We start from the raw sequence: 22,377 nt of genomic DNA, 5'->3' as shown, positions 1-22,377 counted from the left end.
GTGACATAGAATTGATTGTGAATTAGTAAATATCCACAGTTTCCATACGGAAACTGTGGATATTTTTGTTGAAGTTCACAATAGAATCGCCTATAGTCAAATCACAGTCCGGATGGACGGGTGCCTCGTGGAAGGGCGGTGATGAACATGCCGGTGATCGGCCGGGAGATTGCGGGACGGTACCGGCTCCGCGGGATACTGGGAAGCGGAGGAAGCGGAACCGTCTATCTCGCTTACGACATGATTCTGAACAAGGAATGGGCGGTGAAGGCGGTTCCGCGCAGCCGGCGTCAGGCTGAGGATGAGATCGAAACGCTGAAAACGCTGAGCCACCCGCGGCTGCCCAGGATTGTCGACGCGGTTCGTGAAGCCGGAGCCGTCTGGATCGTCATGGATCTGGGAGAGGGCGGAACGCTTGCGGAGAAGATCCGGCGGTGCGGCGGTCAGCCGGAAGCGGCGGTGATCCGGTGGGGGATTCAGCTCTGCGGCGTTCTGATTTATCTCGCGTCCCGGAAGCCGCCGCTGATCTACCGGGACATGAAGCCGTCCAACATCCTGCTCCGCCCGGACGGAGAGGTGATGCTGATCGATCTTGGTTCGGCCGGCGGTCAGGCTGTGCTGGATGCCGAGCAGTCCGGTACGCCCGTTTTCGCGGCGCCGGAGCAGACGGGGATCCACGGACGCGTGGACCCGCGCTCTGATATCTATTCGCTCGGCATGACGATGATCGCGCTGCTTACCGGAACGGAGGAGCCGGCGGACATCACATGGAAGAAGCTTGCGTTCCTTGAACCGCCTGTCTCCGAGCCGCTGATCCGGGTGCTGCGGACCGCCACGCGTGAGCGGCCGTCTCTCCGGTATCAGACGGCGGAGGATTTCCGCGATGCACTGAACGGATGCCGGGAGAGCGAACGGGCCGGACTGGCCGTTCGAAGGAAGCGGGCGCTCGGCGCGGTCGGCATGGCGCTGGCCGGGACCCTGCTGCTTCTCGCCGGCTCAGCCTGCCGTGAGACGCTGCTGACGGAGATGGGGGCGCAGTACGCGGGACTTCTGAGCGAAGCCGCCGGGCTGGAGAACAGCAGCGCGCGGCGCGCAGCCCGATGCTATGAGGAGGCGATGACGCTTCTTCCGTCCCGAAGCGAGGCGTATCTTCAGTATCTGGAGGCGATGAACCGCCAGGGAAGAACGAGGGAAGGCATACTCAACGTCGCGGCCCGTATAGCTTCGGGCGGTAAGCCGGACGATGAGGTGGCCTACCGGATCGGCCGGCTCTGCTTTGAGGGGACAGAATCGATGGAAAGGGATTACCGCGGCGCGGAGAGATGGTTCGGACGTGTGGACGAAACCCGTTATCCGGAGACGGTCTACTGCCGCGCGGTCTGCCGGATGCTCGAAGGCGGCGGGACAACGGACTGGAAAAAACTGGATCAGATGCTGACTGCCTTCGCGGCGGACAGTGCGTCTTATGAGGACACGAAGAGAAGAACGGAGGCGAGGCTCATGATCGCGGGCATATACAGAGGACATCAGCAGGGATTTGCGGAAGCGGGAATCAGCGGCTGCGGGAGGGCGGCGGAGGTGCTGGAAAAAGCGGAAAACGAGTATACGGATGAGCACAGTCCCGAGGCGGCGGTGATGCTCAGAGACGTGCTCAGCAATCTGGCCGCCATCTATTGCATCGAGGAGGGACCGTATTCCTGCTTTCACCCGGAACGTGCCGCGGCGATCTACGCCACGCTGGCGGAGGAAGCGGATACGAAGGAGGAACGGAAGGAGTACGCGTTCCGCGAAGCGGCCGCCTCACAGCTCACGAATGATTCGGAAAGAACCGTCACGCTGTACCGGGGGCTGGTCCGGCGCTATCCGGAGGCGCGTACATATTTCCGTTTCAGTCTGTGGCTTCTCGACTGCGGGAAAAAAGAAGAAGCGGAAGGATATTTCCGGGCGGGGCAGCGGATGAAGAAGGCGGAGGAGTGCCCGGAATATGAGATTCTGAGGAAGCGGCTTTCGGGTGGAGCGGCCGGCGCGGAGTCCGGCGCTGAAACGAAGACCGGAGTGAAGAGCGGGAAAGAGAATGGCTCAGAGGGAGTCCTGCCGGAAGCGGCCGAAACGGATTCTGCGGCGGTGACAGCGCAGTCGGAAGCGGCCGGGACGGGGCCGGATCTGGCTGCGCCGGGCGGCGGGGCGGAAGCGAAACATGCAGACAGAAGGGCGGCCGGCGGTGACAGCTGATGAAAGGAGAGGACGATGAATCTGGAAATCCTGATGTTTCTGCTGTATCTGCTGGGCGCGTTGTGCTGCGGCGTTTCTGCCGTGATGCTGGCGCGGATGGGTGTGCACCGGACGGTTCGGCGCGGCATCCGCATGCTTGGAAGAAGGCTGAGACGGACACGGAGGAACGGGCTGCGGGCCGTGCCGGCCGTCCTGATCGCGGCGGGAATTTTCTGCGCGGGCGGTGCGGACTGTCATGCCTCCGCGGAGGGAGGAAGCGCCTCTGATCCGCGGGGTCAGGTGCTGCTGGAGATGGACGGCACGCCGGACGGGCGGACCGGAACGCGGTACGTGAGGGCGGACAACTGCGGTATCCGCTGTGACTTTGCGGCCGGTGAGGACGCATATCTTACGCTTCGGATTGACGGGGACGAAGTGCCGCTGCGGACGGCGCATATCCCGGTTCTCCGTCCTGAGGAAGACGCGGCGGAAACAGAGCCGTGCAGCGGCGCGGAGGCGTTCCCGGAGGCAAGGGAGGAGCCGGAGACCGGCTGGGCGGAAGGCACGGTCACAGTGGATCCGGCGGAGCTTGCCGTCAGGCTCCCTGACGGGCCGCATACGGTTTCCGCTTCGCTGGCAGCCGGAGAAGAGGAGCTCGCCCGGGCGGAGATCCCGTTTGTCCTTGACACGAAAGCGCCCCGCGTCAGGGTGAGCGTTCTGACAAAGGCGGCGAAGCCGGAGCCGGATGCGGCGGACGGCCGGTGCTATTTCAACGCCGACTTCACGATTCGGGCGGAGGTAGAGGAGGAAAATCCGGCGGTGGGAAGGATCACGCTCCGGAGAGATTTCGCTTCCGCGGATCAGCGTGACTTCTCCCGCGCTGCGGTCAATACGCTGGGACCGGACCAGTTCGGGGAAGGCGGCGTGCTGACGGATACCGTGGACGCGGACGGCGTCTATCAGTACACCCTGTCCGGTTCGGATATGGCCGGCAATCCCCTTGTCTTCGAGCCCGGACCCTATCTGTATGAAAACGGGACGAGCCGGCTGATGGTCCGGGACACGGAGGCGCCCGCGGGACGGATCACGGTCACGGACGGCCGGAAAGAGCTTTTTTCGATGAATGAGAAGGGCTATTCCCGCGGCACGGCGCAGTATCCGGCGGAAAGCCAGATGGAAGCGTCCGTGACGGCTGACGAGGGGGAGACGCTGCCGGTCCGCATCCGGGGCACGCTGTTCAGCCCGGACGGGAGCAGAACGCTGACGGAAACCGGCGAGGGACAGAGCCGGCCGGACGGGTACCGGTACGGTGCGTCTCTCCTCTTCGAACCGGACCGGAACGCTTCCTTCTTCATTCAGGATCTGGTGATGGAGGATCTTGCCGGGAACCGGACCGTGTTTCCCCGGACGCCGCTGATCCGGCCGCGGTTTTCCGCGGCGGGCCGCAGCCGGTCCGACGGCGCGCAGGCGGAACCGGACGCCGGGCGCGCCGTCGGAGCCGACAGCGGAGGGAAGGAACGGAAGGAGAGCGGAGTATCGGCTTCCACCGGAGAAAGGACGAAACATTCCCTTTCCGGTGCCCCGGATGCGGAGCCTGAGGGAGAGCAGAATCCTGACATCCCTTCCGTCTCGGTCCGCTACGACAACAATGACGTGAGAAATGACCGCTACTTTTGCAGGCCGAGGACGGCACTGATCCGGGTGCGGAAGGAGACGTTCCATCCGGACCGGATCCATATTTCGGCCGGCGGAGGCGAGGTCGACAGTCAGTGGGAGGAAGACGGAGCGTACAGGATCAAGCGGGTGCGTTTCGCGGAGGACGGGAAGTGCTCTCTGAGCGTCAGCGTGACGGACGCCCTGGGAAATCCCTATCCGCCCCAGGAGATCAGCGGCGCCGCCGCGGACCGGTTTGTGATCGATACGAAAAAGCCGGTTATGTCGGTTCAGGGCGTGAGGGACGGGTCGGCAAACGCGGAAACGCCGAAGATCAGCGTGATTCTGCGCGATGAGTGGGCTGACGGATGCACCGTTTCCTTCCGCCTGCAGGAGGGCGAACGGGATGAGAAGGAGGTGAAGGGAAGAGAGGAAGGAAAAGCCGAAGAACTCTCCGTCTCCGGCAATACGGCTGTCTCCGGGGAGGAAGAAGGGAATACGGCCGCAGACGAGGAAGCGAGACAGACCGGACGCCGCCGGTTCCGGCTGTCTGTCCCGAAACGGGACGCGTTTTACCGTCTGACCTGTCAGGCCGCGGATCCCGCGGGAAACCGGACGGTGACGAGCGTTTCATTTTCCGTAAACCGGACGGGCACCGTCTTTGAAGTGAGACCGTTCCGGCTGAACGGCGCGGTGCGGAACCGGCCCGTCGTGCCGGAGGTGCATCTGCATGATCTCGATGACGTCTCCGTCCTGTCCGCGTCCGTCAACGGAAGAGAGACAAAGGTGACGCGCAGGGGACAGACGGTGCGGTTCGACCATCTTCCGTCGGCGGACGGATCCTATGAACTGGGGCTGGTCACGAGGGACAGCTCCGGCCATGTGAGCCGGATGAAGCCGGTGCGCTTCCGGCTGGACCGGACGCCGCCGGTCCTGGCGGTTGTATTGCCCGGAGAGAGCCGCACCTATATCGGATCGGTGGATATTCTTCTTGTCACCGACGACCGGGAGGATCGGATCGAATCCGTCCGGATCGACGGCAGGAGCCTCCCGGAGACAGAGATCCGCCGGGAGGGGGAGGCACGGAAAGTGACGGTGAACACGTACGGAACGCACCGTTTGACGGCTTCGGCGGCAGACGCGGCGGGGAACCGGAGCGGCGAGGTGAGCTGCACGGTCCGCGTGGTGCGCCATACGTTCGAGAGTCTGTTCGGGCGGTACGGATGGCGGCTGATTCTGATGGGCGGGGTGGCGCTGGCGGCGGGTGCGGCCGTGCTTCGGCGTAAGGCGGAAAAGAGAGCGTGAAATGCTGCGTCTGAGAGAGGCGGAGAGGAAGGTCAGACGTGATCGGACGGGCAGGCAGTCCCGGGGAGGAGGATGTCGTAGAGGGGCGTTTTCACAAGCCTCAGGAAGATCGGACGGAATTCCTCGGGAGGAGACGGATTCTCCTGACAGATCCATACTTCCACGATCGCCATCGTGGATTCCACGAGAAGACGGGTCAGAGTCCGATCCGGAAGCTGAAGCTCTTCGGAACGCGTTCTGTAATTGTCCTCTCCCCACTTGACATACAGCCCGATGATATATCCGCGCCACGCGGGATCGATGGCCGTTGTATAGAAGCAGCGGATCAGCTTCCGGTTCGAATAGAACAGAGGAAGAATCTGATCGGCGAAGTAGTGGAACGGATTGAGGCCGGCGGACGGATCGTACTGCAGAAACGTATGGTAGATCGCTGAATTGGAACGCTCGCGCAGGTCGCTGATGATCTCGCCGCAGTTCCGGAAATGCTTCTGGTAGATCGCCTGTCTGGTGATACCGGCTTTCGTTGCGATTTCGCTCATGGAAAAGTCAGGCCGGGTCGGATTTTCCATCGCCAGCTCGACCAGAGCGTTTATGATATTTTCTCGAGTGTCTTTGGGCACAAACATCACCTCCTCCGATAAAGATACCACAACTCTTCAAAAAGTTTATATTTATTACAATAAAATTGACGATGCGTAAATAAATTGTTACCATATGTTCTTTATGCCAGGTTCTGATCATGCTACTATGATTCCAGCGGCTGAAGCCGGATGCGGACGCGGAATCCGCCTGCCGCAGAAGCGGAGACGATCCGATTCCGCTCCGTTCCGCCCGGATCAGAGAAATGCCGGCCGGAAAGGAGCGGAGGGACGAGGAGGTATGGAACGATGATCAGGAGATTCGCAGGGAAGACGGGAGTGTGGCTGACTGCCTTTGCGCTGCTGCTTGGCGGCATCCGGGTGCAGGCTTCATCATCCGGGGGTGCGAAACCGGGCTCAGAGAAAGAGATGGCAGCATCCGCTGCCCAGGCGGTCTCCGGGAGTTCGTCGGCGGAGCCGGCGGCCGGGGAAAACGCAGAAGCGATGCTGAATGGGAAAAGCTGGAAGGATATGGTGCTCGTCCTGGATGGCAGGCTTCTGAAGCTTCCTTTTCCGTATTCCTCGATCAGCGGGGACTGGTCCTTTGATCTGGCGGATTACGGATACGATAAGGGCTATGTCCTGAATCCGGGCGATAAGGTCGTCGGGACGATCGAGCTGAAGAATCCGAAGTATGACAGGATCCGGTGCATGGCGGGCTTTATGAATACCGGGGAAGGCATCAGACAGATCGAGGAAACGGACATCTGGTCGCTGACGATCGATGCGTCTTCGGCGGATGTCCGACCGGATCTGATGCTTCCGGGCGGCATTACGTGGGGCTCGACGGCGGATGAAATTCTGTCCGTCTGCGGTCAGCCGGAGGAAGAACCCTATGTGGCGGAGGATCTGGGTTATACGGTGTACAGCTGGTTCCCGGACTTTCAATATAAGATGAAGCTGACTGTCTACGATGACGGCGGGCTCAAAGCGCTGACGCTGGAGAACTATGCCGGAAAATGAAGCGGATCCGGGTGATGGGTCAGCGTGCGGAGCGGGGACCGGCAGGCCCGGACGAATCCGCCAGATACAACAATCCTCCTTCTTTGCCATGACGAACGGAGGCTGACTTCCGGGAGGAAGCAGCCTCCGTTCGCCGCCTCCCCGTACCCGCCGCGGACGGACCCGGCGCATCGCTATGGATTTTTCGCCTGATTTGTGCTAGTATATATATCTCAGACAGGCGGGTTTTCCGGCCTGCCGTTTTTCGATACTGAAGGAGGAAGATCAATATGTCCGCATTGCTCAATGCCGTCTATCAGGTGCCTCAGTACCTGATGACGCTGTTTACCGGCCAGTACCGGCTGTACGCCTTTCTTGCCGCGGCTGTCTTTCTGATTGTCATGCTGTTCACGAACCGGGTGGTGACAGTTCTGCGGGATCTCTTCGTGCTGGCGGCTGTCGTCTGGGGCGTGGTTTCCTATTTCCGCGGACAGTTCGAGATGTTCTGGATCTGCGTGGGCGCTCTGGTGATTCTGGCTGTTTTCCGCCTGCTCCGGTATATCGTCGTGAGCATAACCGATTCCAGACGGTCACGCCGGATCGAGCGGGCCGCGCTGGCCAAGGCCGAGAAGCGCCGCGGCTCATGGAAGGAAAGAAAAGGATACAGCGGCGAGCGCCCCGAGAGCGGGGAAGGGGAAACGGAGGAGGAAAACGGCGAAATCCCCTACATCAGCCGCGATCAGCGTGAAACGGAGGAATCGCGGGAACGCAGGTCCGTGTATGATGCGGCGCCGGTAATTCCGCCGGAAGAGAAGCCGCTTGAGACGGCGGACGGGCCGGAGGGAAGCGGCGATACGGAAGACGGCGAACCGGAAGAGGCGGAAGGAGAGACCGGAACGCTGTCTTCGAAGACGCTGAGCCGGGAGCAGGCCATCAGCGCCGCGCATAAGCTCCGTGATCTGAAGGATCTCGGGATTATGACGCCGGAGGAATTTGAACAGATCAAAGCCAGACTGTACTCTCGTCTCGGGTGAGGACGGACTCCTGTATCTCCGGTTTCCGGATCAGTTCGAGCAGATTACGGAACCCGATGCGCCGGATTCGGGGCGCCGCAGAGGCTGCGGGTCCGGCCACGGACAGGATGTAACGGGAGGAAGACATTCCTCCGACCGGGCGGATGGAGGAAACGGACGCAGGTCCGTCTGAGGAAGACGGACCGGAATCGGGAATGAGCACGGAGGACTGCCAGATCAGGCAGTCCTCCGTTTTGTTCTCCCGTACGATACGGAAGCCGGCTGCCCCCGGCACTGCTGAAAACGCGTGCAGCGGGACGGTCAGTCCTTCGCCGGTCAGCTTGAGGTAGCTTTCTCTGGCGGTCCAGATCCGGAAAAACGCTTCGGCCTGCCGCATCCCGGACTGACCGCAGATCCAGCGCTGCTCTTCGTCGGAGAAGAAACGGCGCGCAAAGGAAGCCGGCGGGATCCGGAGACGCTCCAGATCACATCCGACGGGATGGTCCGAGACGGCCAGTACGGTTCCCTCGCCGGAATGACTCAGGTTGAAATCGGTAGTCCCCGGAGAGAGCGGACGGCCCTGCGGTCCCTTCAGAAGAGAGGCGGGATTCAGACCGTACGCCGGCAGAACGGCGGCCAGCAGAAGGCCCGCCGCGCACCCGAGCCGACGGGTTTCCGCCCGGCGGCACCGCAGGATCCGGTCCCTCCGCTCCTCCGTCAGAGGCCGTATGAGCGCCGGCGCATCAAGCGGATCCGGCATCTCGTGTATATCCGTGAGATAGACGGCGATCATGAGTCGATGATGTCTCCCTTTTCGACATGCGTCCGGATGATTTCCTCCGTGACACGGTACAGGTCTTCGGAGCCGAGCGCGGTCTTTGACTGCCGTCCGAGGATTTGGGTCCGGTTCACGCCGTGCTCGCGCCAGTCGCCGCCGTCGTTGCTGTGGTTGAGCAGAAGAGGCTGAAGATTGTCCATCGCGTGGGCGAATTTCGCCTCCGGCGTTTCCCACGCCTCGAATTCATCGAAAAGAGCCTTCAGCTCCCGGCTCTGATCCTCCGGAAGCATCGAGAAGAGACGTTCTTCCGCCGCCTCCTCCCGGGCCTTCTGCGTTTTCTTGCCTTCCTCGTCGTAGGCGTACGTATCGCCCGCGTCGATTTCGACCAGATCGTGGATCAGGCACATCAGCACAACATGGCCGATGTCAACCGGTTCGTTGGAATATTCCCTGAGCAGCCAGGCCGCGACCGCCATATGCCAGGCGTGCTCCGCGTCATTTTCCCTCCGTCCGTGACCGCTCAGATGGGTCTGGCGGAAGACCTGCTTTTCCTTATCGATTTCCAGTATGAACTTCAGCTGTCGGTCCAGTCTTTTTTTGTCCATATTCGTCCTTTCTGTATCAGCGGATCAGATTCTGATGATTTCAGTCATACGCGGCGTCAGCCCAGAGCGATCCGGTCAATGGCGTCCAGCTCATCTTCCGTGAAGGAGGTATTCTGCAGGCAGCGGATGTCGTCCAGCAGCTGCGACGGGCGGGACGCGCCGACGAGAACGCTGGTGACCGTGTCCTTTGCCAGCAGCCAGGCGAGCGCCATCTCCGCCAGCGTCTGGCCGCGGGAGGCGGCGAGATCATTGAGCTCCCGGATCCGGTTCAGCCGGTCCGGCGTCAGAGCGGACTCCTTCAGGAAGCGGCCGTCGCGGCGGATCCGGCTGTCGGACGGGATCCCGTGAAGATACCGGTCCGTGAGCAGACCCTGAGCGAGGGGACTGAAGGTGATGACGCCTTTTCCGAGTCTCGCGGCCGTTTCGAGCAGACCGTTCCGCTCCGGACCCCGGTCGAAGATGGAGTAGCGGTTCTGGTTGATGACAAAAGGCACATGCCGCTCGCGCAGAATCGCCTCCGCCTTTTCCAGCGTCGGCCCGTCATAGTTTGAAAGACCTGCGTAAAGCGCCTTGCCGCTGGTGACGGCCTGCTCCAGCGCGCCCATGGTTTCCTCAAGCGGCGTGTCCGGATCCATCCGGTGATGGTAGAAGATATCCACGTAATCAAGTCCGAGGCGCCGGAGACTCTGGTCAAGACTGGCCAGCAGATACTTCCGGCTGCCCCAGTTCCCGTAGGGCCCCTCCCACATGTCATAGCCGGCCTTGGTGCTGATGATCAGCTCGTCGCGGTAGGGCATCAGGTCGTCACGGAGAATCCGCCCGCAGTTCCGTTCGGCGCTTCCGTATTCCGGCCCGTAATTGTTCGCCAGATCGAAGTGCGTGATGCCGTTGTCAAATGCAGTCCGGCAGATCTGCCGCATGTTGTCGTAGACGCCGGTGCTTCCGAAATTGTGCCAGAAGCCGAGAGAAATCGCGGGGAGGAGCAGCCCGCTCCGGCCCGCGCGTCTGTACTGCATGGTCTGGTACCGTGAATCCGCAGCCTGATACATGTATGCCTCCGTTTCCGTCCGTGAAACGGGCGGACGAAAGATGCCGCCTTCACGGACTGTTTTGCGGTTTGTCAGTCAGATACTGCGATTATAGCATCGGCCGGACGGCTTTGGACAGACGATCTAACACCGTGACTGATTTTTCCAACATCATCGCCTTTGCCGCCGCTGCGCGGCGTGTAAGATGAAAAAGGAAAGAAATCTTCGGAGAGCACGACGGAACAGGAGTGAGCACGATGCAGCAGGCACGAATCTCTGATGAAGGAGCCGGAGCCTGCATCATCAGACAGATGCGGTTCGGGAGGGAACAGGATGAGACAGGAGGAGGACGAAGTAAGGTACAGCGGGAAAGAAAGCGGCCTGCGCATGGAGGTACCGCCGGTGAGTCGGATGACGGTGATCACGGACAGGGAGAGGCTGAGCGGAGAGCCGGGAGCGGACTGTTTCCGGAACCCGGGCATCCGTGTGACGGAGGAAACGACGGAGAACGGTACGCTGATCCGGCTGGAGTCGGACCATGAGCCGGTCCGATGGGTGATCCTCCGCTTTGAAACGGATCTGAGCGCCGTCAGGCGGGTGCTGGGCGACGCGTGGGAGCGGGGATACGGAAATCTCGAGTGGCGGAGCGTGTCGGCGAACCGGCCGATGCCCTGGTATCTGCTGGCGGAGGAAGAGACGGCCGGATCCTCCCGCTACTTCGGCGCCGGCGTGCGGGTGAGGCCCTCGGCTTTCTGCTTCTGGGAGCTGGATCCGCGGGGACTGACGCTGTATCTTGATGTGCGCAGCGGCACGGAGGGCGTCCGGCTCGGCGGACGGACGCTGCCGATGGCGGAGGTGGTCATGCGCCGGATGGAAGGGATGACGGCGATGGAAGCCTCCTCGGCCTTCTGCCGGGCGATGTGCGATGACCCGCTTCTGCCGGCGGGCCCCGTGATCGGAAGCAACAACTGGTACTATGCCTACGGGGACATCACGGAAGAGTCGGTTCTCCGTGACGCCGAATGGACCGCGCGTATCGCGAAGGACTGCCGGACGGTTCCTTACATGGTGATCGACGACGGCTGGCAGGCGGCCCATGAGACAGACGGCTACAACGGCGGGCCCTGGGACCGTGGAAACGGGCGTTTCCCCGATATGGCCGCGCTGGCCGCGAAAATGAAGGCGCTGGGGACCCGGCCGGGGCTCTGGATCCGGCCGCTCTATGATCTGAGAACGCCCTATCCGGAAGAGTGGAGGCTGCCGCATACGGGCGCGCTCGATCCGTCCGTCCCGGAGGTGCGCCGGGAGATCGCGTCCATCGTCCGCCGGATCGGGGACTGGGGCTACGAGCTGATCAAATATGACTTTGTCACCTTTGACGTCTTCGGACGCTGGGGCTTTGAGATGCGCCCGTCGGTGACGGAAGGAAGCTGGCATTTCCATGACCGGAGTCTTACCGGCGCGGAGGTCGTCCGGACGCTGTACCGGACGATCCGGGACGCGGCGGCCGGCCGGTGCATGTCCCTCATCGGATGCAACGCGATCGGCCATCTGGGGGCGGGCCTCTTCGACATCAACCGCGTGGGGGACGATGTGAGCGGCCGGGAATGGGAGAGAACGAGGAATATGGGCGTCAATTCTCTCGCCTTCCGGCTTGGACAGCACCGTACGTTTTATGCCGTGGATGCGGACTGCGCCGGACTGACGGACCGGGCCGATTTCGGAAAGGTGAGGCAGTGGGCCGAGCTCATCGCGCGGACCGGCAGCGCCCTTTTCCTCTCCATTCGCCCCGGCCTGCTGACGGAAGAAGAGGAGCAGGAACTTGGCCGGATTCTCGCGATGGACATCTCTCACGCGGAGCGGCCGGCCGTACCCTGCGACTGGATGACGAATACATGCCCCGAAGTGTGGGATGACAGCGGAGAAACGATACGGTATAACTGGTATGATGAAGGCGGCGCGACTTTCCTCGGGGAAGATCCGCTGATCCTTCGCATGCTGCCGGGTTCATACGCCTGAGCGGAAGTCCGGACGGCACGGAAGACAAGGAGAGAAGATGATGAAACAGTATTACGCTTACGAAGAAGGACGGCTTCACATGGTCTTCGGCGTCACGGAGGACGACCGGATCCGTCTGGTTCATGTATCACCGAATCCCTGGGACGAGGCGGCGCGGGAACGCTTTGAGCGCGAGAACGACCGTGAGTCCCTGATCGAGGGCTGTCAGTTCGCCCAGATCAATCTGGCCGGCCTCAACCGCCCCTATGAGAGACAGGGAAGTATGTATATCGCGACGGCGCCCGGCGCGGACATGCGGTTCGACGGTCTGACGGAGAGCCGGAACGGCGACGGCCGCCGTCTCGCGATCCGCCAGTCCGATCCGGTGACCGGCATCCGGGTCGAGACGCAGGTGCAGTTCTACGACGGTCTGTCCGTCGCCCGCTTCGTCAACACCGTGACCAACGCCGGCGGGGAGGAGCAGACGCTGGAGTATCTCGGAACCTTCTCCTACCTGGGGCTTGACCGGGAGGGCATCGGCAGCGCCGACCGGAAGATGCGTCTTTCGATCCCTCACAACGGATGGCAGAAGGAAGCGCAGTGGCAGACATACACGTTTGAGGAGCTGGGGCTTTCGCAGAACCAGCCGCACGTCGTGAAGAGGACGAGCAAGATGGTGGAGGTGTCCAACACGGGACACTGGTCCGCGAAGGAATATCTCCCGATGGCGCTGATTGAAAACCGCGAGGCGGACACGTCTCTGTTCTTCGAGATCGAGCACAACGGCTCCTGGCACTGGGAGATCGGCATGCAGCTGAACCACTTTTTCCTGAATGTCAGCGGGCCCACCGAGATCCAGTCCCATTTCTCGAAGCGGCTTGGGCCGGGGGATTCCTTCACATCAGTGCCGGCGGCGGTCGGCGTATCCGGGGCGGATTTTTCGGAGGCGATGGATGAACTGACACGCTACCGCCGCCGGATTCGCCGTCCGAACCGGGACGACGAGGAGCTGCCGGTGATCTTCAATGACTATATGAACTGCCTGTTCGGCGATCCGACGACGGAGAAGGAGATCCCGCTGATCGAGGCGGCCGCGAAGGCGGGCTGCGAGTACTTTGTGATCGACGCCGGCTGGTACGCGGACGGAGCCTGGTGGGACGGAGTCGGAGAATGGAAGGAGAGCCGGAAACGCTTTCCGGGCGGAATCCGCGAGGTGACGGACGCGATCCGCGCTCACGGCATGGTGCCGGGCGTCTGGCTGGAGCTTGAGGTGATGGGAATTCACTGCGATCTTGCCAGCCGCGTGCCGGACGACTGGTTCTTCCTCCGGCACGGGAAGCGGGTGTACGACCGCAGCCGCTACCAGCTCGATTTCCGGAACCCGGAGGTCGTGAAGCATGTGACGGAGGTGGTGGACCGGGTGGTCCGCGACTACGGTGTGGGCTACATCAAGATGGATTACAACATCGAACCGGGGATCGGCACCGAGGTGAAGGCGGACAGCTTCGGGGACGGCCTGCTGCAGCATGAGAGGGCTTACCTTGCCTGGCTGGACGGCATCTTCCGCAAATATCCCGATCTGGTGATCGAAAACTGCTCCAGCGGCGGTCTCCGGATGGATTACGCGATGCTGTCACGGTACAGCATCCAGTCTACCAGCGATCAGGAGGACTTCATCCAGTATTCGACTATAGCGGCCAATGTGCCGTCCGGCTGCACGAGCGAGCAGGCGGCCGTCTGGTCCTATCCGCTCCGGGATGGCGAGAGCGAGGAAGCGGTCTTCAATATGGTCAACGCCATGCTCTCGCGGATCCATCAGAGCGGTCATCTGGCCGAGCTGACGCCGGAGCGGTTCGCGCTGGTAAAGGAAGGAATCTCCTTCTACAAATCCATCCGCGCCGACATCCGCAGGTCGGTTCCCTTCTGGCCGCTCGGTACGGCGAAGACATCAGATCCCTGGGCCGCGCTGGTGATCCATACGGATACGAAGGCTTATCTCGCCGTCTGGCGGCGCGGAACGCCGGACAGCGGAGCAGGCAGCGACTATCTTATGCTGGATCTTGCGCGGACCTTCCGCGGGAGCGGACGCCGGGTGAAGGCGGTGCGGATTGCCTATCCGTCGGAGGCGCTCTCCGGGCACGCGGAGCTGCACTTTGCGGAGAGCAGCCAGAAGCTGACCGTACGCTTCACGGAGCCGGTGATGGCGCGGGTATTTGAGATTGAGAGCGGGACGTGATACGATAGTCTGATCAGCCGGACGAATCGGCGGCAGGCGTTTTAAGGGCAGAGGCCGCTCCGGGACACCGGAGCGGCCTCTGCCCTTGTTTCAGGAAGGCAGCGGATGGGAGAGAGACATATGGAAGCATCGATGAACCGGGATGCGGTTTTTCACAGAGCGAACCGGAAGCGGTTCCGGGATCTTGAGGTGCGGTTCTGCGGTTCCGAGGTCTGCAGTCCGCTGCACGGGTGGGGCCCCGGCGTGCGCCCCGACTACCTGATCCATGTGGTCCTCACCGGCCGCGGCGTCTACCGGGCCGGGGACGAGAGCTGGCGTCTTGCGGCCGGGGACGGCTTTCTCATCGAGCCCCAGACGCTCACGTTTTATCAGGCGGATGCGAAGGAGCCGTGGTCGTACATCTGGATCGGGTTCAACGGAGAGAACGCGCCCGGTCTGATCCGCGGCCTCGGGCTGGGAGGGGGAAGATGCACCTTTCACACGGGACGGGGAGAGGAGCTCCGGTCAATCGTGCTCGAGATGGCTGACCACAGGAGCTGGACGCAGGCGGACGAATACTACGACCAGAGCCTGCTCTACCGCTTCTTCGCGGTCCTGTTCGACGACATCGAGCAGGCGGCGCCCGCCCAGCGGCAGGGGAGGAACGCGTATGTCCGGGCGGCTGTCGAATACATCCAGAGCCATTACTATCTGCCGCTCCGCGTCTCGGATATCGCGGCGTATGTGTCGGTCAACCGGAGCTATCTCTACACCCTCTTCATGCGGGAACTGGGCATGACGCCGCAGGCCTGTCTCACGGAGTTCCGGCTGACGCGGGCGGAGCAGCTTCTTGAGACGACGGATCTCATGGTGGAGGCGATCGCGATGTCCTCCGGCTATCAGGATCCGCTGGTCTTTTCGAAGGCGTTCAAGAAGAGGTTCATGATGACTCCGACAGCCTGGAGGAAGCGTGCGCGCGGGGAGGCTGGACAACATTCTGACTGATTCTGACAACAGGCGGCCCTCCCCGGCGCGGGCGGGAAACCGTACAATGGATAAAAAAGCGGGAGACAGGACAGAAAGCGTTCCGTCTCCGGTACGGACCCGTCAGCGAAAACAGGAGGAAGCGGGATGAGAATCGATGTTCATGAGAAATCCGGTACGTTTCATCTTCACAACGATGAGCTGAGCTATGTGATGAAGGTGCTGCCCAACGGCCATCTGGGCCAGCTGTACTTCGGCGCGCCGATCCACGACAGGGAGGATTTCGACTACCTGCTGGAGATCTGCGCCCGTTCCCACTCGGCCGTGTTCGAGGACGAGGGATTCGTCTCGCTTGAGCACGTGAAGCAGGAATATCCGTCCTACGGGAACTCGGATTTCAGGGAAGGGGCGGTGGAGATTCTCCAGTCCGACGGAAGCCGTATCTCGGATCTCCGGTACGCCGGCTGCCGGACGGAGCACGGAAAGCCGCGTCTTCCGGGGCTCCCGGCGACCTATACGGAGCATGACGAGGAGGCGGAAACGCTCGCGGTTACGCTCCGGGACGAAAAGGACGGGATGGAGGTCACGCTGTTCTACACGATCTTCGAGGGAGCGGGGGTGATCGCCCGTTCGGCCCGGCTTGAAAACCGCGGAAAGGAGCCGGTTCACATCGAGCGGGCGATGAGCCTTTCGCTTGATCTTCCGGACGCCTCCTACGACTGGATCCAGCTTGCCGGCTCATGGGCGAGAGAGAGAACGCCGCTGAGGCAGCCTCTGCACTCGGGTATTCAGGCGGTGGAGAGCCTCCGCGGCCACTCCTCGCACCAGTACAATCCGTTTCTCATGCTGGTCCGTCCGGAGACGGGAGAGGACGGCGGCGAGGCGATGGGCTTCTGCCTCGTCTACAGCGGCAATTTCCTCGCCCAGATTCAGGCGGACACCTATGGCGTGACCCGTGTGACGATGGGAATCCATCCCGCGTGGTTCAGCTGGAAGCTGGAACCGGGCGAATCCTTCCAGACACCGGAGGCGGTGATCGTCTATACGGATCAGGGACTCAACGCGATGAGCCAGACCTTCCACCGCCTGTTCCGCGACCGTCTCGCGCGGGGCGCCTGGAAGAACCGGGTCCGTCCGATCCTCATCAACAACTGGGAGGCCACTTATTTCGATTTCGATGAACCGAAGCTCCTTACGATCGCGGAGAAGGCGAAGGAGGAAGGCGTCGAGCTGTTCGTGCTGGATGACGGATGGTTCGGCGCGCGGCGGAACGACCGGGCGGGACTTGGCGACTGGGTTCCCGCTGAAGAGCTGCTGCCCTCCGGCATCGCGGGCCTCTCGAAGAAAATCACCGCGATGGGGCTTTCCTTCGGACTGTGGTTCGAGCCGGAGATGGTGAACCCGGACTCCGACCTTTACCGGGCGCACCCGGACTGGACGCTGCACGCGCCCGGGCGGAAGCCGACCACCTCGAGACATCAGCTTGTGCTGGACTTCTCGCGGCCGGAGGTGGTGGACTACGTGCACGGACTCATCTCGGCGATCCTCCGGGAGGCCGACATCTCCTACGTGAAGTGGGATATGAACCGCAGCATCACGGAATGCTATTCGGCCGCGCTGCCGGCGGACCGGGAGGGCGAAGTCTTCCACCGTTACATCCTCGGCGTGTACGATCTTTATGAGCGGCTGACCTCGGAATTTCCGGAGATCCTCTTCGAGTCCTGCGCGGGCGGGGGCGGACGGTTCGACGCCGGTCTGCTTTATTACGCGCCGCAGGGCTGGACCAGCGACGACACGGACGCCGTCGAGCGGATCCGGATCCAGTACGGCACCTCGTACGCGTACCCGCTGAGCTCGATGGGAAGCCATGTGTCGGCCGTGCCCAATCATCAGCTGCGCCGGATCACGCCGCTCAAGACCCGTGCCGATGTGGCCTACTTCGGCACCTACGGATATGAGCTGGACCTGAACCGTCTCTCCGCGGAGGAGCAGGATCAGGTGAAGGACTGCACCCGGTTCATGAAAGAGCACCGCGAGCTGATCCAGTACGGAACCTTCTATCGTCTCCGTTCGCCGTTTGAGTCGAACGAGGCGGCCTGGATGGTGGTCAGCGGGGACCGGAAGGAAGCGATCGTGGCGTACTACCAGATCCTGAGCACCGTAAACGGAGGATTCCTCCGGCTGCCGCTCCGGGGACTTGACCCGGACCGCCTCTATCATGTGAAGGAGGACGCCGGCGCGGAAGGCGATTTCTACGGCGACGAGCTGATGCACGCCGGGCTCGTGACGAGCGATGAGACGTCGCAGAAGATCGGAGAGCGGATCCGGCCGGCCGGAGACTTCCGGTCGACGCTCTATCTGCTCCGGGCGAAGGACTGAGAGAGAAAGCGCAGGGAAGGCGGCAGCACCCGGCCGAAAGCGGGATGTCCGTCCGCCGGCATGAGGAGCCGCAAAGGAGGCGGAATGAGAAAGGAGCACGCGGATCAGAAGGAGAAGATGTCGGAGAATGTGGGTTATACCCATACCGACCATTATACCTGTCTCGAAGGACTGCAGCAGATCCAGCAGGTGACGAGGATCGATCCGATCAATCTGGACTACTGCGGGATGGAGGCGTGCCCGCCCGGCTACGCGTTCGGACCGAACATCCGCACGAGTTACGTCATCCATATGATCGCCTCGGGAAAAGGACGTCTCCTGCGAAACGACCGGAGCTGGAGCATCGGGAACGGCGACGCCTTTCTGATCCGGCCGAAGGAGGAATGCACCTATCAGGCCGATGAGCATGATCCGTGGCGCTACCTCTGGATCGGCTTCCACGGCCCGCGGGCCGATGAGATGGTCCGGCGCGCGGGCTTCGCGGAGGACAGCCCGGTCATGCACTGCCGCAACATGGACGAGATCCGGCGGCACATGACCCGTCTTCTGGAGGCGAGGGAGCTGACGTACGTCAACAGTCTCACCCGGATGAGTGAGCTGTACGCGATCTTCGCTCTCCTTACGGAAAATGCATCCGTCCCCGCTGAGGAAAAGGCGCAGGACGGGCGGATGGAATCACTCTACGTCGAATCGGCCATCGATCTTCTGATCAACGCGAGGGGCGATGTGAAGGTGGCGGATATCGCCCATTCCATCGGCATCAGCCGGAGCTATCTGACGTCTGTGTTCAAGAAGGAAACCGGACTGTCGCCCCAGCAGTACCTGATGAACTTCCGGATGGAGAAGGCGGCGAATCTGCTGAACTCGACATCGTCGCCGGTGAACGTGGTGGCGGAGGAGGTCGGCTACGCGGATTCCCTCGCCTTCTCCAGAGCCTTCAAGAACTATTACGGAAAGTCGCCCACCGCCTTCCGCGCGAGAAAGCCGGTGCTGGAGATGCATACGGTGGCGGGCCATCCGAATTACAGGTATCCGCTGTGAACAGGCTTAGATGCGTCCGAATCCGGACGCATGAAGACCCCGGACAGACCGCCCAAGGCGGAACGGTCCGGGTTTCTTTGCGTCTCCGGATCCATGACGCGGAGGAGAGGGGACGGAGAGCGTCCGGCAGGCATGATCCGCGGACGGTTCATCGAAATGGAATCGGCGTCCACAAAACATTATAAATGTTGCACAAAACAAAGTCAGATAATTTTATGCAATAACGATAAATAACGAAAAAATAAGACTGTGTGCCATATCGATACGACAAAATGCCATATAAAAAGCATATCCCTGCCATTATACTTGTACCTAGCAGAAACAACAGGTGATCCCTGAGCGAGAAGGAGGATACGCAATGAAGACAAGAAACATGATGGCGCTGACTCTCTCCGCCGTGATGGTGGCGGGACTTGCGGCCGTTCCGGCAGCGGCGAGCTCTTCCGGGGCGTCCGCGGAACCGACGATGTCCTTCAAGACGGATGAGCTGAAGGTCAACATCTGGGACAACAACCAGCTGGCCGGCATTCAGAAGATCGCGGACGAGTGGTCGGCGAAGTCGGGCGTCAAGGTTCAGATCGACGTCGTCGACTGGGACAACTACTGGACCCTGCTGGAATCCGGCGCGTCCGGCGGCCAGATGCCGGATGTCTTCTGGATGCACTCCAATACAGCCCAGATGTATATGGAGAACGACATGCTTCTCAATCTTGATGATTACATCAAGAACGACAGCAGCATGGATATGTCCAAGTACTACGACGGCATCGTCAAGCTCTATCAGAGCAGCGGCCATCAGTACGCGATCCCGAAGGACCACGACACGATCGCGCTTCTCTACAACAAGGCCGTTTTTGACAAGTACGGCGTCGATTATCCGACGGACGACTGGTCATGGGACAACGTGATCGACGCAGCCAAGAAGATCACGGAAGCCGGCAAGGATGACGGCGTCTACGGATACGCGATGGACACATCGAACAACCAGGACGGCTGGTACAACATCGTCTACGATTACGGCGCCCAGATCATCACGGATGATCACAAGGGCACGACGATCGGTTCGGACGAAGGCAAAGCCGCGATGGAAGAGGTCAGAAAGCTCCTCGAGGTCTCTGCTCCGCAGACGACCGTCTCCGAGACCGGTACCGATCAGCTCTTCAAGTCGGGTCTGACCGCGATGATCACACAGGGCTCCTGGATGATCAATTCCTATTATACGGCCGACAACGCAAAGGATTATGCATGGGCTGAGATTCCGTACGGCGATGCCAACGGAAACGGCAAGTGCGACGACGGTGAGAGACAGTCCTGCTACAACGGCCTCGGCTGGGCGGCTTCCGCCAATACCTCTGATCCGGATGCTGCCTACAGCCTGATCTCCTGGTTCTGCGGCAAGCAGGGACAGCTCGAGCAGGCTCAGGAAGGCGTGACGATGGCCGGTATGGATGACGCGGAGATCAACGAAGCGTTCACAAAAGCGTTCGACGGCATGGATATCTCCGCGTTCACGAAGGTCGAGGAGAACGGCACGCTGTATTTCCGTCCGTACACCCGCAATACGACCGTCTGGGAAGACTCCATCCAGAAGGATGCGTTCCTTGCGGCCTGGCAGGATCCGTCCAACGCGGACACGATGGCCAGTGCCTGCGACCAGGCCCAGACCATCATCGAGAATGCAATCGCGCAGGAGTGATCTCAAAAGTCACTTTCAAGGTCTGCCCGGGGTGCGGTGCCTGAGGGGCGCCGCACCCTTCTTCTTATTTATGACAGGGGAATGAACCGGCTTTCTGTCCGGTGATTTCGTGTCACGGAAAAAGAGAGGGGGAACGTTTCATGAAGAAACACAGAACGCCCAGAGAGAAGAGCGAGGCGCGATGGGGACTTGCTTTTGTGGCTCCGACCATGATCGGTCTCATCGTGCTGAACTTCTTCCCGTTCTTCCAGACGATTTACCAGTCTTTCTGCAAGACGGGAGATTTCGGGAAAGGCAACATTTTCATCGGTCTCACCAACTATCAGAATGCCATGCATAATCCGGAGACATGGCAGGCATTCTTGAACACGATCAAGTATGCGGTCATCGAGGTCCCGTTCGGCATCGTGATCGCACTTCTGCTTGCGGTGCTTCTGAATAAGAAGATTGCGGGACGTTCTGCGTACCGCACGATCTTCTTCCTGCCGATGGTCTGTGCACCGGCAGCGGTGGCAATGGTCTGGAGATGGCTTTACAATACGCAGTTCGGCCTTCTGAACCATGTCTTCCACTCCAAAATCGCGTGGATCTCGGATCCGAAGATCGCCTGGATCTCCATCGGTGTGATCGGCGTCTGGTCTATCATCGGCTATAACATGGTTCTCTTCATCGGCGGTCTGCAGGAGATCCCCGGCGATTACTACGAGGCGGCTGAGATCGACGGCGCCGGCAGTGTCCGGCAGTTCTTCAGCATCACGCTTCCGCTTTTAAGTCCGACGACCTTCTTCATCGTGCAGACCCGAATCATCGGCGCGCTGACCGTCTTCGACCTGATGTTCATGGTCATGGATAAGACGAACGTCGCGCTCCCGAAGGTTCAGTCCATCGTCTATCTCTTCTATCAGTATGCGTTCACAAACGGCAATAAGGGATACGGCGCGACGCTGGTGGTTCTTCTCGTGATCTTCATCCTGATCATCACCGCGATCCTGCAGAAGCTCGAGAAGAAGCTTGTCTTCCACAACTGAAAGGAGGGAACGGCAGATGGAGAGCTATAAGGCAAAGAAAAGACTGAATCTGACAATTATCCATATTGTGCTGATCGTCATGTCGATCATCATGCTGGTCCCGTTCGTCTGGATGATCCTCACGGCAGTCAAGACGAACCAGGAAGCGATTTCGGTCAAACCGTTCTATATCATTCCGCAGGGTGCATGGCACTGGGAAAACTTTTCAAAGGTCTGGAAGAGTTATAACTTCCTGATCCTCTACAAGAATACTCTGCTGATGATTTTCTTCCGTGTAGTCTGCGCGTGCCTTACTGCCACGATGGCCGGCTATGCATTCGGACGGCTGAAGTTCCCGCTTCGGAAGTTTTTATTTGCACTGGTTCTGGTACAGATGATGATTCCGGCTCAGATCTTTATCATTCCGCAGTACGTCATGGTTTCGAAGATGGGGATGCTGAACACGACGTTCGGGCTCGTCTTTCCGGGACTTGTGACCGCATTCGGGACCTATCTTCTGAAGACGGGTTATGAAGGACTCCCGATGGACATGGAGGAAGCGGCCAGTATCGACGGCGCGAATGTCGGGCAGCGCTTCCTCAGGATCATGATGCCGCTGACGCGGAGCTCGATGGTCTCTCTCGGAATCTTCACCGCTGTCTTCGCATTCAAGGATCTGATGTGGCCGATGATCGTCTGCACCAATGCAGCGACAACGACTCTTTCCGCAGGTCTTGCGAAGATGCAGGGGCAGTACCAGAGCGATTATCCGAGCCTGATGGCGGCAGCCACGCTGGCGGTCGTCCCGATGATCGTGATCTATATCATCTTCCAGAAGCAGTTCGTCGAAGGAATTGCGACATCCGGCGGCAAGCTGTAAAATG

General features: G+C 60.8%; 16 protein-coding genes. 12 read left to right on the top strand and 4 right to left on the bottom strand.

All coding sequences use genetic code 11. From position 1 onward, the window contains the following. Nucleotides 1-141: 141 nt before the first annotated feature. Nucleotides 142-2,232 carry a serine/threonine-protein kinase gene (locus tag G4C92_RS03895; RefSeq protein WP_274941289.1) on the top strand — a complete coding sequence of 697 codons (2,091 nt, stop codon included), beginning with the start codon at nt 142-144 and terminating at the stop codon, nt 2,230-2,232. A 15-nt stretch (nt 2,233-2,247) separates the two neighbouring features. After that, nucleotides 2,248-5,169 (top strand): hypothetical protein, encoded by a 2,922-nt coding sequence (locus G4C92_RS03890; protein ID WP_274941288.1) that lies wholly within the window; start codon nt 2,248-2,250, stop codon nt 5,167-5,169. Nucleotides 5,170-5,201: 32 nt separating this feature from the next. On the opposite strand, the gene G4C92_RS03885 is transcribed toward G4C92_RS03890, so the two are convergent. Beyond that, nucleotides 5,202-5,789 carry a TetR/AcrR family transcriptional regulator gene (locus G4C92_RS03885; RefSeq protein WP_274941287.1) on the bottom strand — a complete coding sequence of 196 codons (588 nt, stop codon included), beginning with the start codon at nt 5,787-5,789 and terminating at the stop codon, nt 5,202-5,204. A gap of 267 nt (nt 5,790-6,056) precedes the next feature. Here G4C92_RS03885 and G4C92_RS03880 point away from each other — a divergent pair, with 267 nt between their 5' ends. Together G4C92_RS03880 and G4C92_RS03875 are read left to right on the top strand one after the other, a co-directional pair. Next, nucleotides 6,057-6,770, top strand: coding sequence for a hypothetical protein (locus G4C92_RS03880; protein ID WP_274941286.1), 714 nt, complete (start codon nt 6,057-6,059; stop codon nt 6,768-6,770). Nucleotides 6,771-7,039: 269 nt separating this feature from the next. Beyond that, complete coding sequence (locus tag G4C92_RS03875; RefSeq protein ID WP_274941285.1) at nt 7,040-7,783, top strand: SHOCT domain-containing protein; 744 nt, start codon at nt 7,040-7,042, stop codon at nt 7,781-7,783. On the opposite strand, the gene G4C92_RS03870 is transcribed toward G4C92_RS03875, so the two are convergent. Genes G4C92_RS03870 through G4C92_RS03860 form a run of 3 tightly spaced genes read right to left on the bottom strand, consistent with a single transcriptional unit; the run spans nt 7,752 to nt 10,194 of the window. Further along, nucleotides 7,752-8,555, bottom strand: a complete 804-nt coding sequence (locus G4C92_RS03870) for a 4'-phosphopantetheinyl transferase family protein (protein ID WP_274941284.1) — start codon at nt 8,553-8,555, stop codon at nt 7,752-7,754. The two genes, G4C92_RS03875 and G4C92_RS03870, sit on opposite strands and share 32 nt — an antisense overlap. Further along, nucleotides 8,552-9,145, bottom strand: a complete 594-nt coding sequence (locus G4C92_RS03865; protein WP_274941283.1) for an HD domain-containing protein — start codon at nt 9,143-9,145, stop codon at nt 8,552-8,554. Before G4C92_RS03865 ends, G4C92_RS03870 begins: the two co-directional genes overlap by 4 nt. A 56-nt stretch (nt 9,146-9,201) precedes the next feature. Beyond that, a complete protein-coding gene (locus G4C92_RS03860; RefSeq protein WP_274941282.1) occupies nt 9,202-10,194 on the bottom strand; it encodes an aldo/keto reductase in 993 nt (330 codons plus the stop codon). Nucleotides 10,195-10,506: 312 nt separating this feature from the next. Here G4C92_RS03860 and G4C92_RS03855 point away from each other — a divergent pair, with 312 nt between their 5' ends. From G4C92_RS03855 to G4C92_RS03820, 8 genes are all read left to right on the top strand, one after another. Beyond that, complete coding sequence (locus tag G4C92_RS03855; protein ID WP_274941281.1) at nt 10,507-12,192, top strand: alpha-amylase family protein; 1,686 nt, start codon at nt 10,507-10,509, stop codon at nt 12,190-12,192. 40 nt (nt 12,193-12,232) lie between these two features. Beyond that, nucleotides 12,233-14,407, top strand: a complete 2,175-nt coding sequence (locus G4C92_RS03850; protein ID WP_274941280.1) for a glycoside hydrolase family 36 protein — start codon at nt 12,233-12,235, stop codon at nt 14,405-14,407. A 105-nt stretch (nt 14,408-14,512) separates the two neighbouring features. Then, nucleotides 14,513-15,391, top strand: coding sequence for an AraC family transcriptional regulator (locus G4C92_RS03845; RefSeq protein WP_274941279.1), 879 nt, complete (start codon nt 14,513-14,515; stop codon nt 15,389-15,391). A gap of 126 nt (nt 15,392-15,517) precedes the next feature. After that, complete coding sequence (locus tag G4C92_RS03840; RefSeq protein WP_274941278.1) at nt 15,518-17,749, top strand: alpha-galactosidase; 2,232 nt, start codon at nt 15,518-15,520, stop codon at nt 17,747-17,749. An 84-nt stretch (nt 17,750-17,833) separates the two neighbouring features. After that, entirely contained in the window at nt 17,834-18,790 is a 957-nt protein-coding gene (locus tag G4C92_RS03835; protein ID WP_274941277.1) for an AraC family transcriptional regulator, read from the top strand. Nucleotides 18,791-19,148: 358 nt separating this feature from the next. Continuing rightward, nucleotides 19,149-20,486 carry an ABC transporter substrate-binding protein gene (locus G4C92_RS03830; RefSeq protein ID WP_274941276.1) on the top strand — a complete coding sequence of 446 codons (1,338 nt, stop codon included), beginning with the start codon at nt 19,149-19,151 and terminating at the stop codon, nt 20,484-20,486. Between the two features lie 140 nt (nt 20,487-20,626). Continuing rightward, nucleotides 20,627-21,514, top strand: a complete 888-nt coding sequence (locus tag G4C92_RS03825; RefSeq protein WP_274941275.1) for a carbohydrate ABC transporter permease — start codon at nt 20,627-20,629, stop codon at nt 21,512-21,514. Between the two features lie 16 nt (nt 21,515-21,530). Continuing rightward, nucleotides 21,531-22,373 (top strand): carbohydrate ABC transporter permease, encoded by an 843-nt coding sequence (locus G4C92_RS03820; RefSeq protein ID WP_274941274.1) that lies wholly within the window; start codon nt 21,531-21,533, stop codon nt 22,371-22,373. Nucleotides 22,374-22,377 lie beyond the last annotated feature (4 nt).

It is taken from the genome of Chordicoccus furentiruminis (assembly GCF_019355395.1).
Classification (GTDB): Bacteria; Bacillota; Clostridia; order Lachnospirales; family Lachnospiraceae; genus Chordicoccus; species Chordicoccus furentiruminis.
Note: the sequence above shows the minus strand (reverse complement) of the source record. Positions and strands in the feature narration are given on the sequence as shown.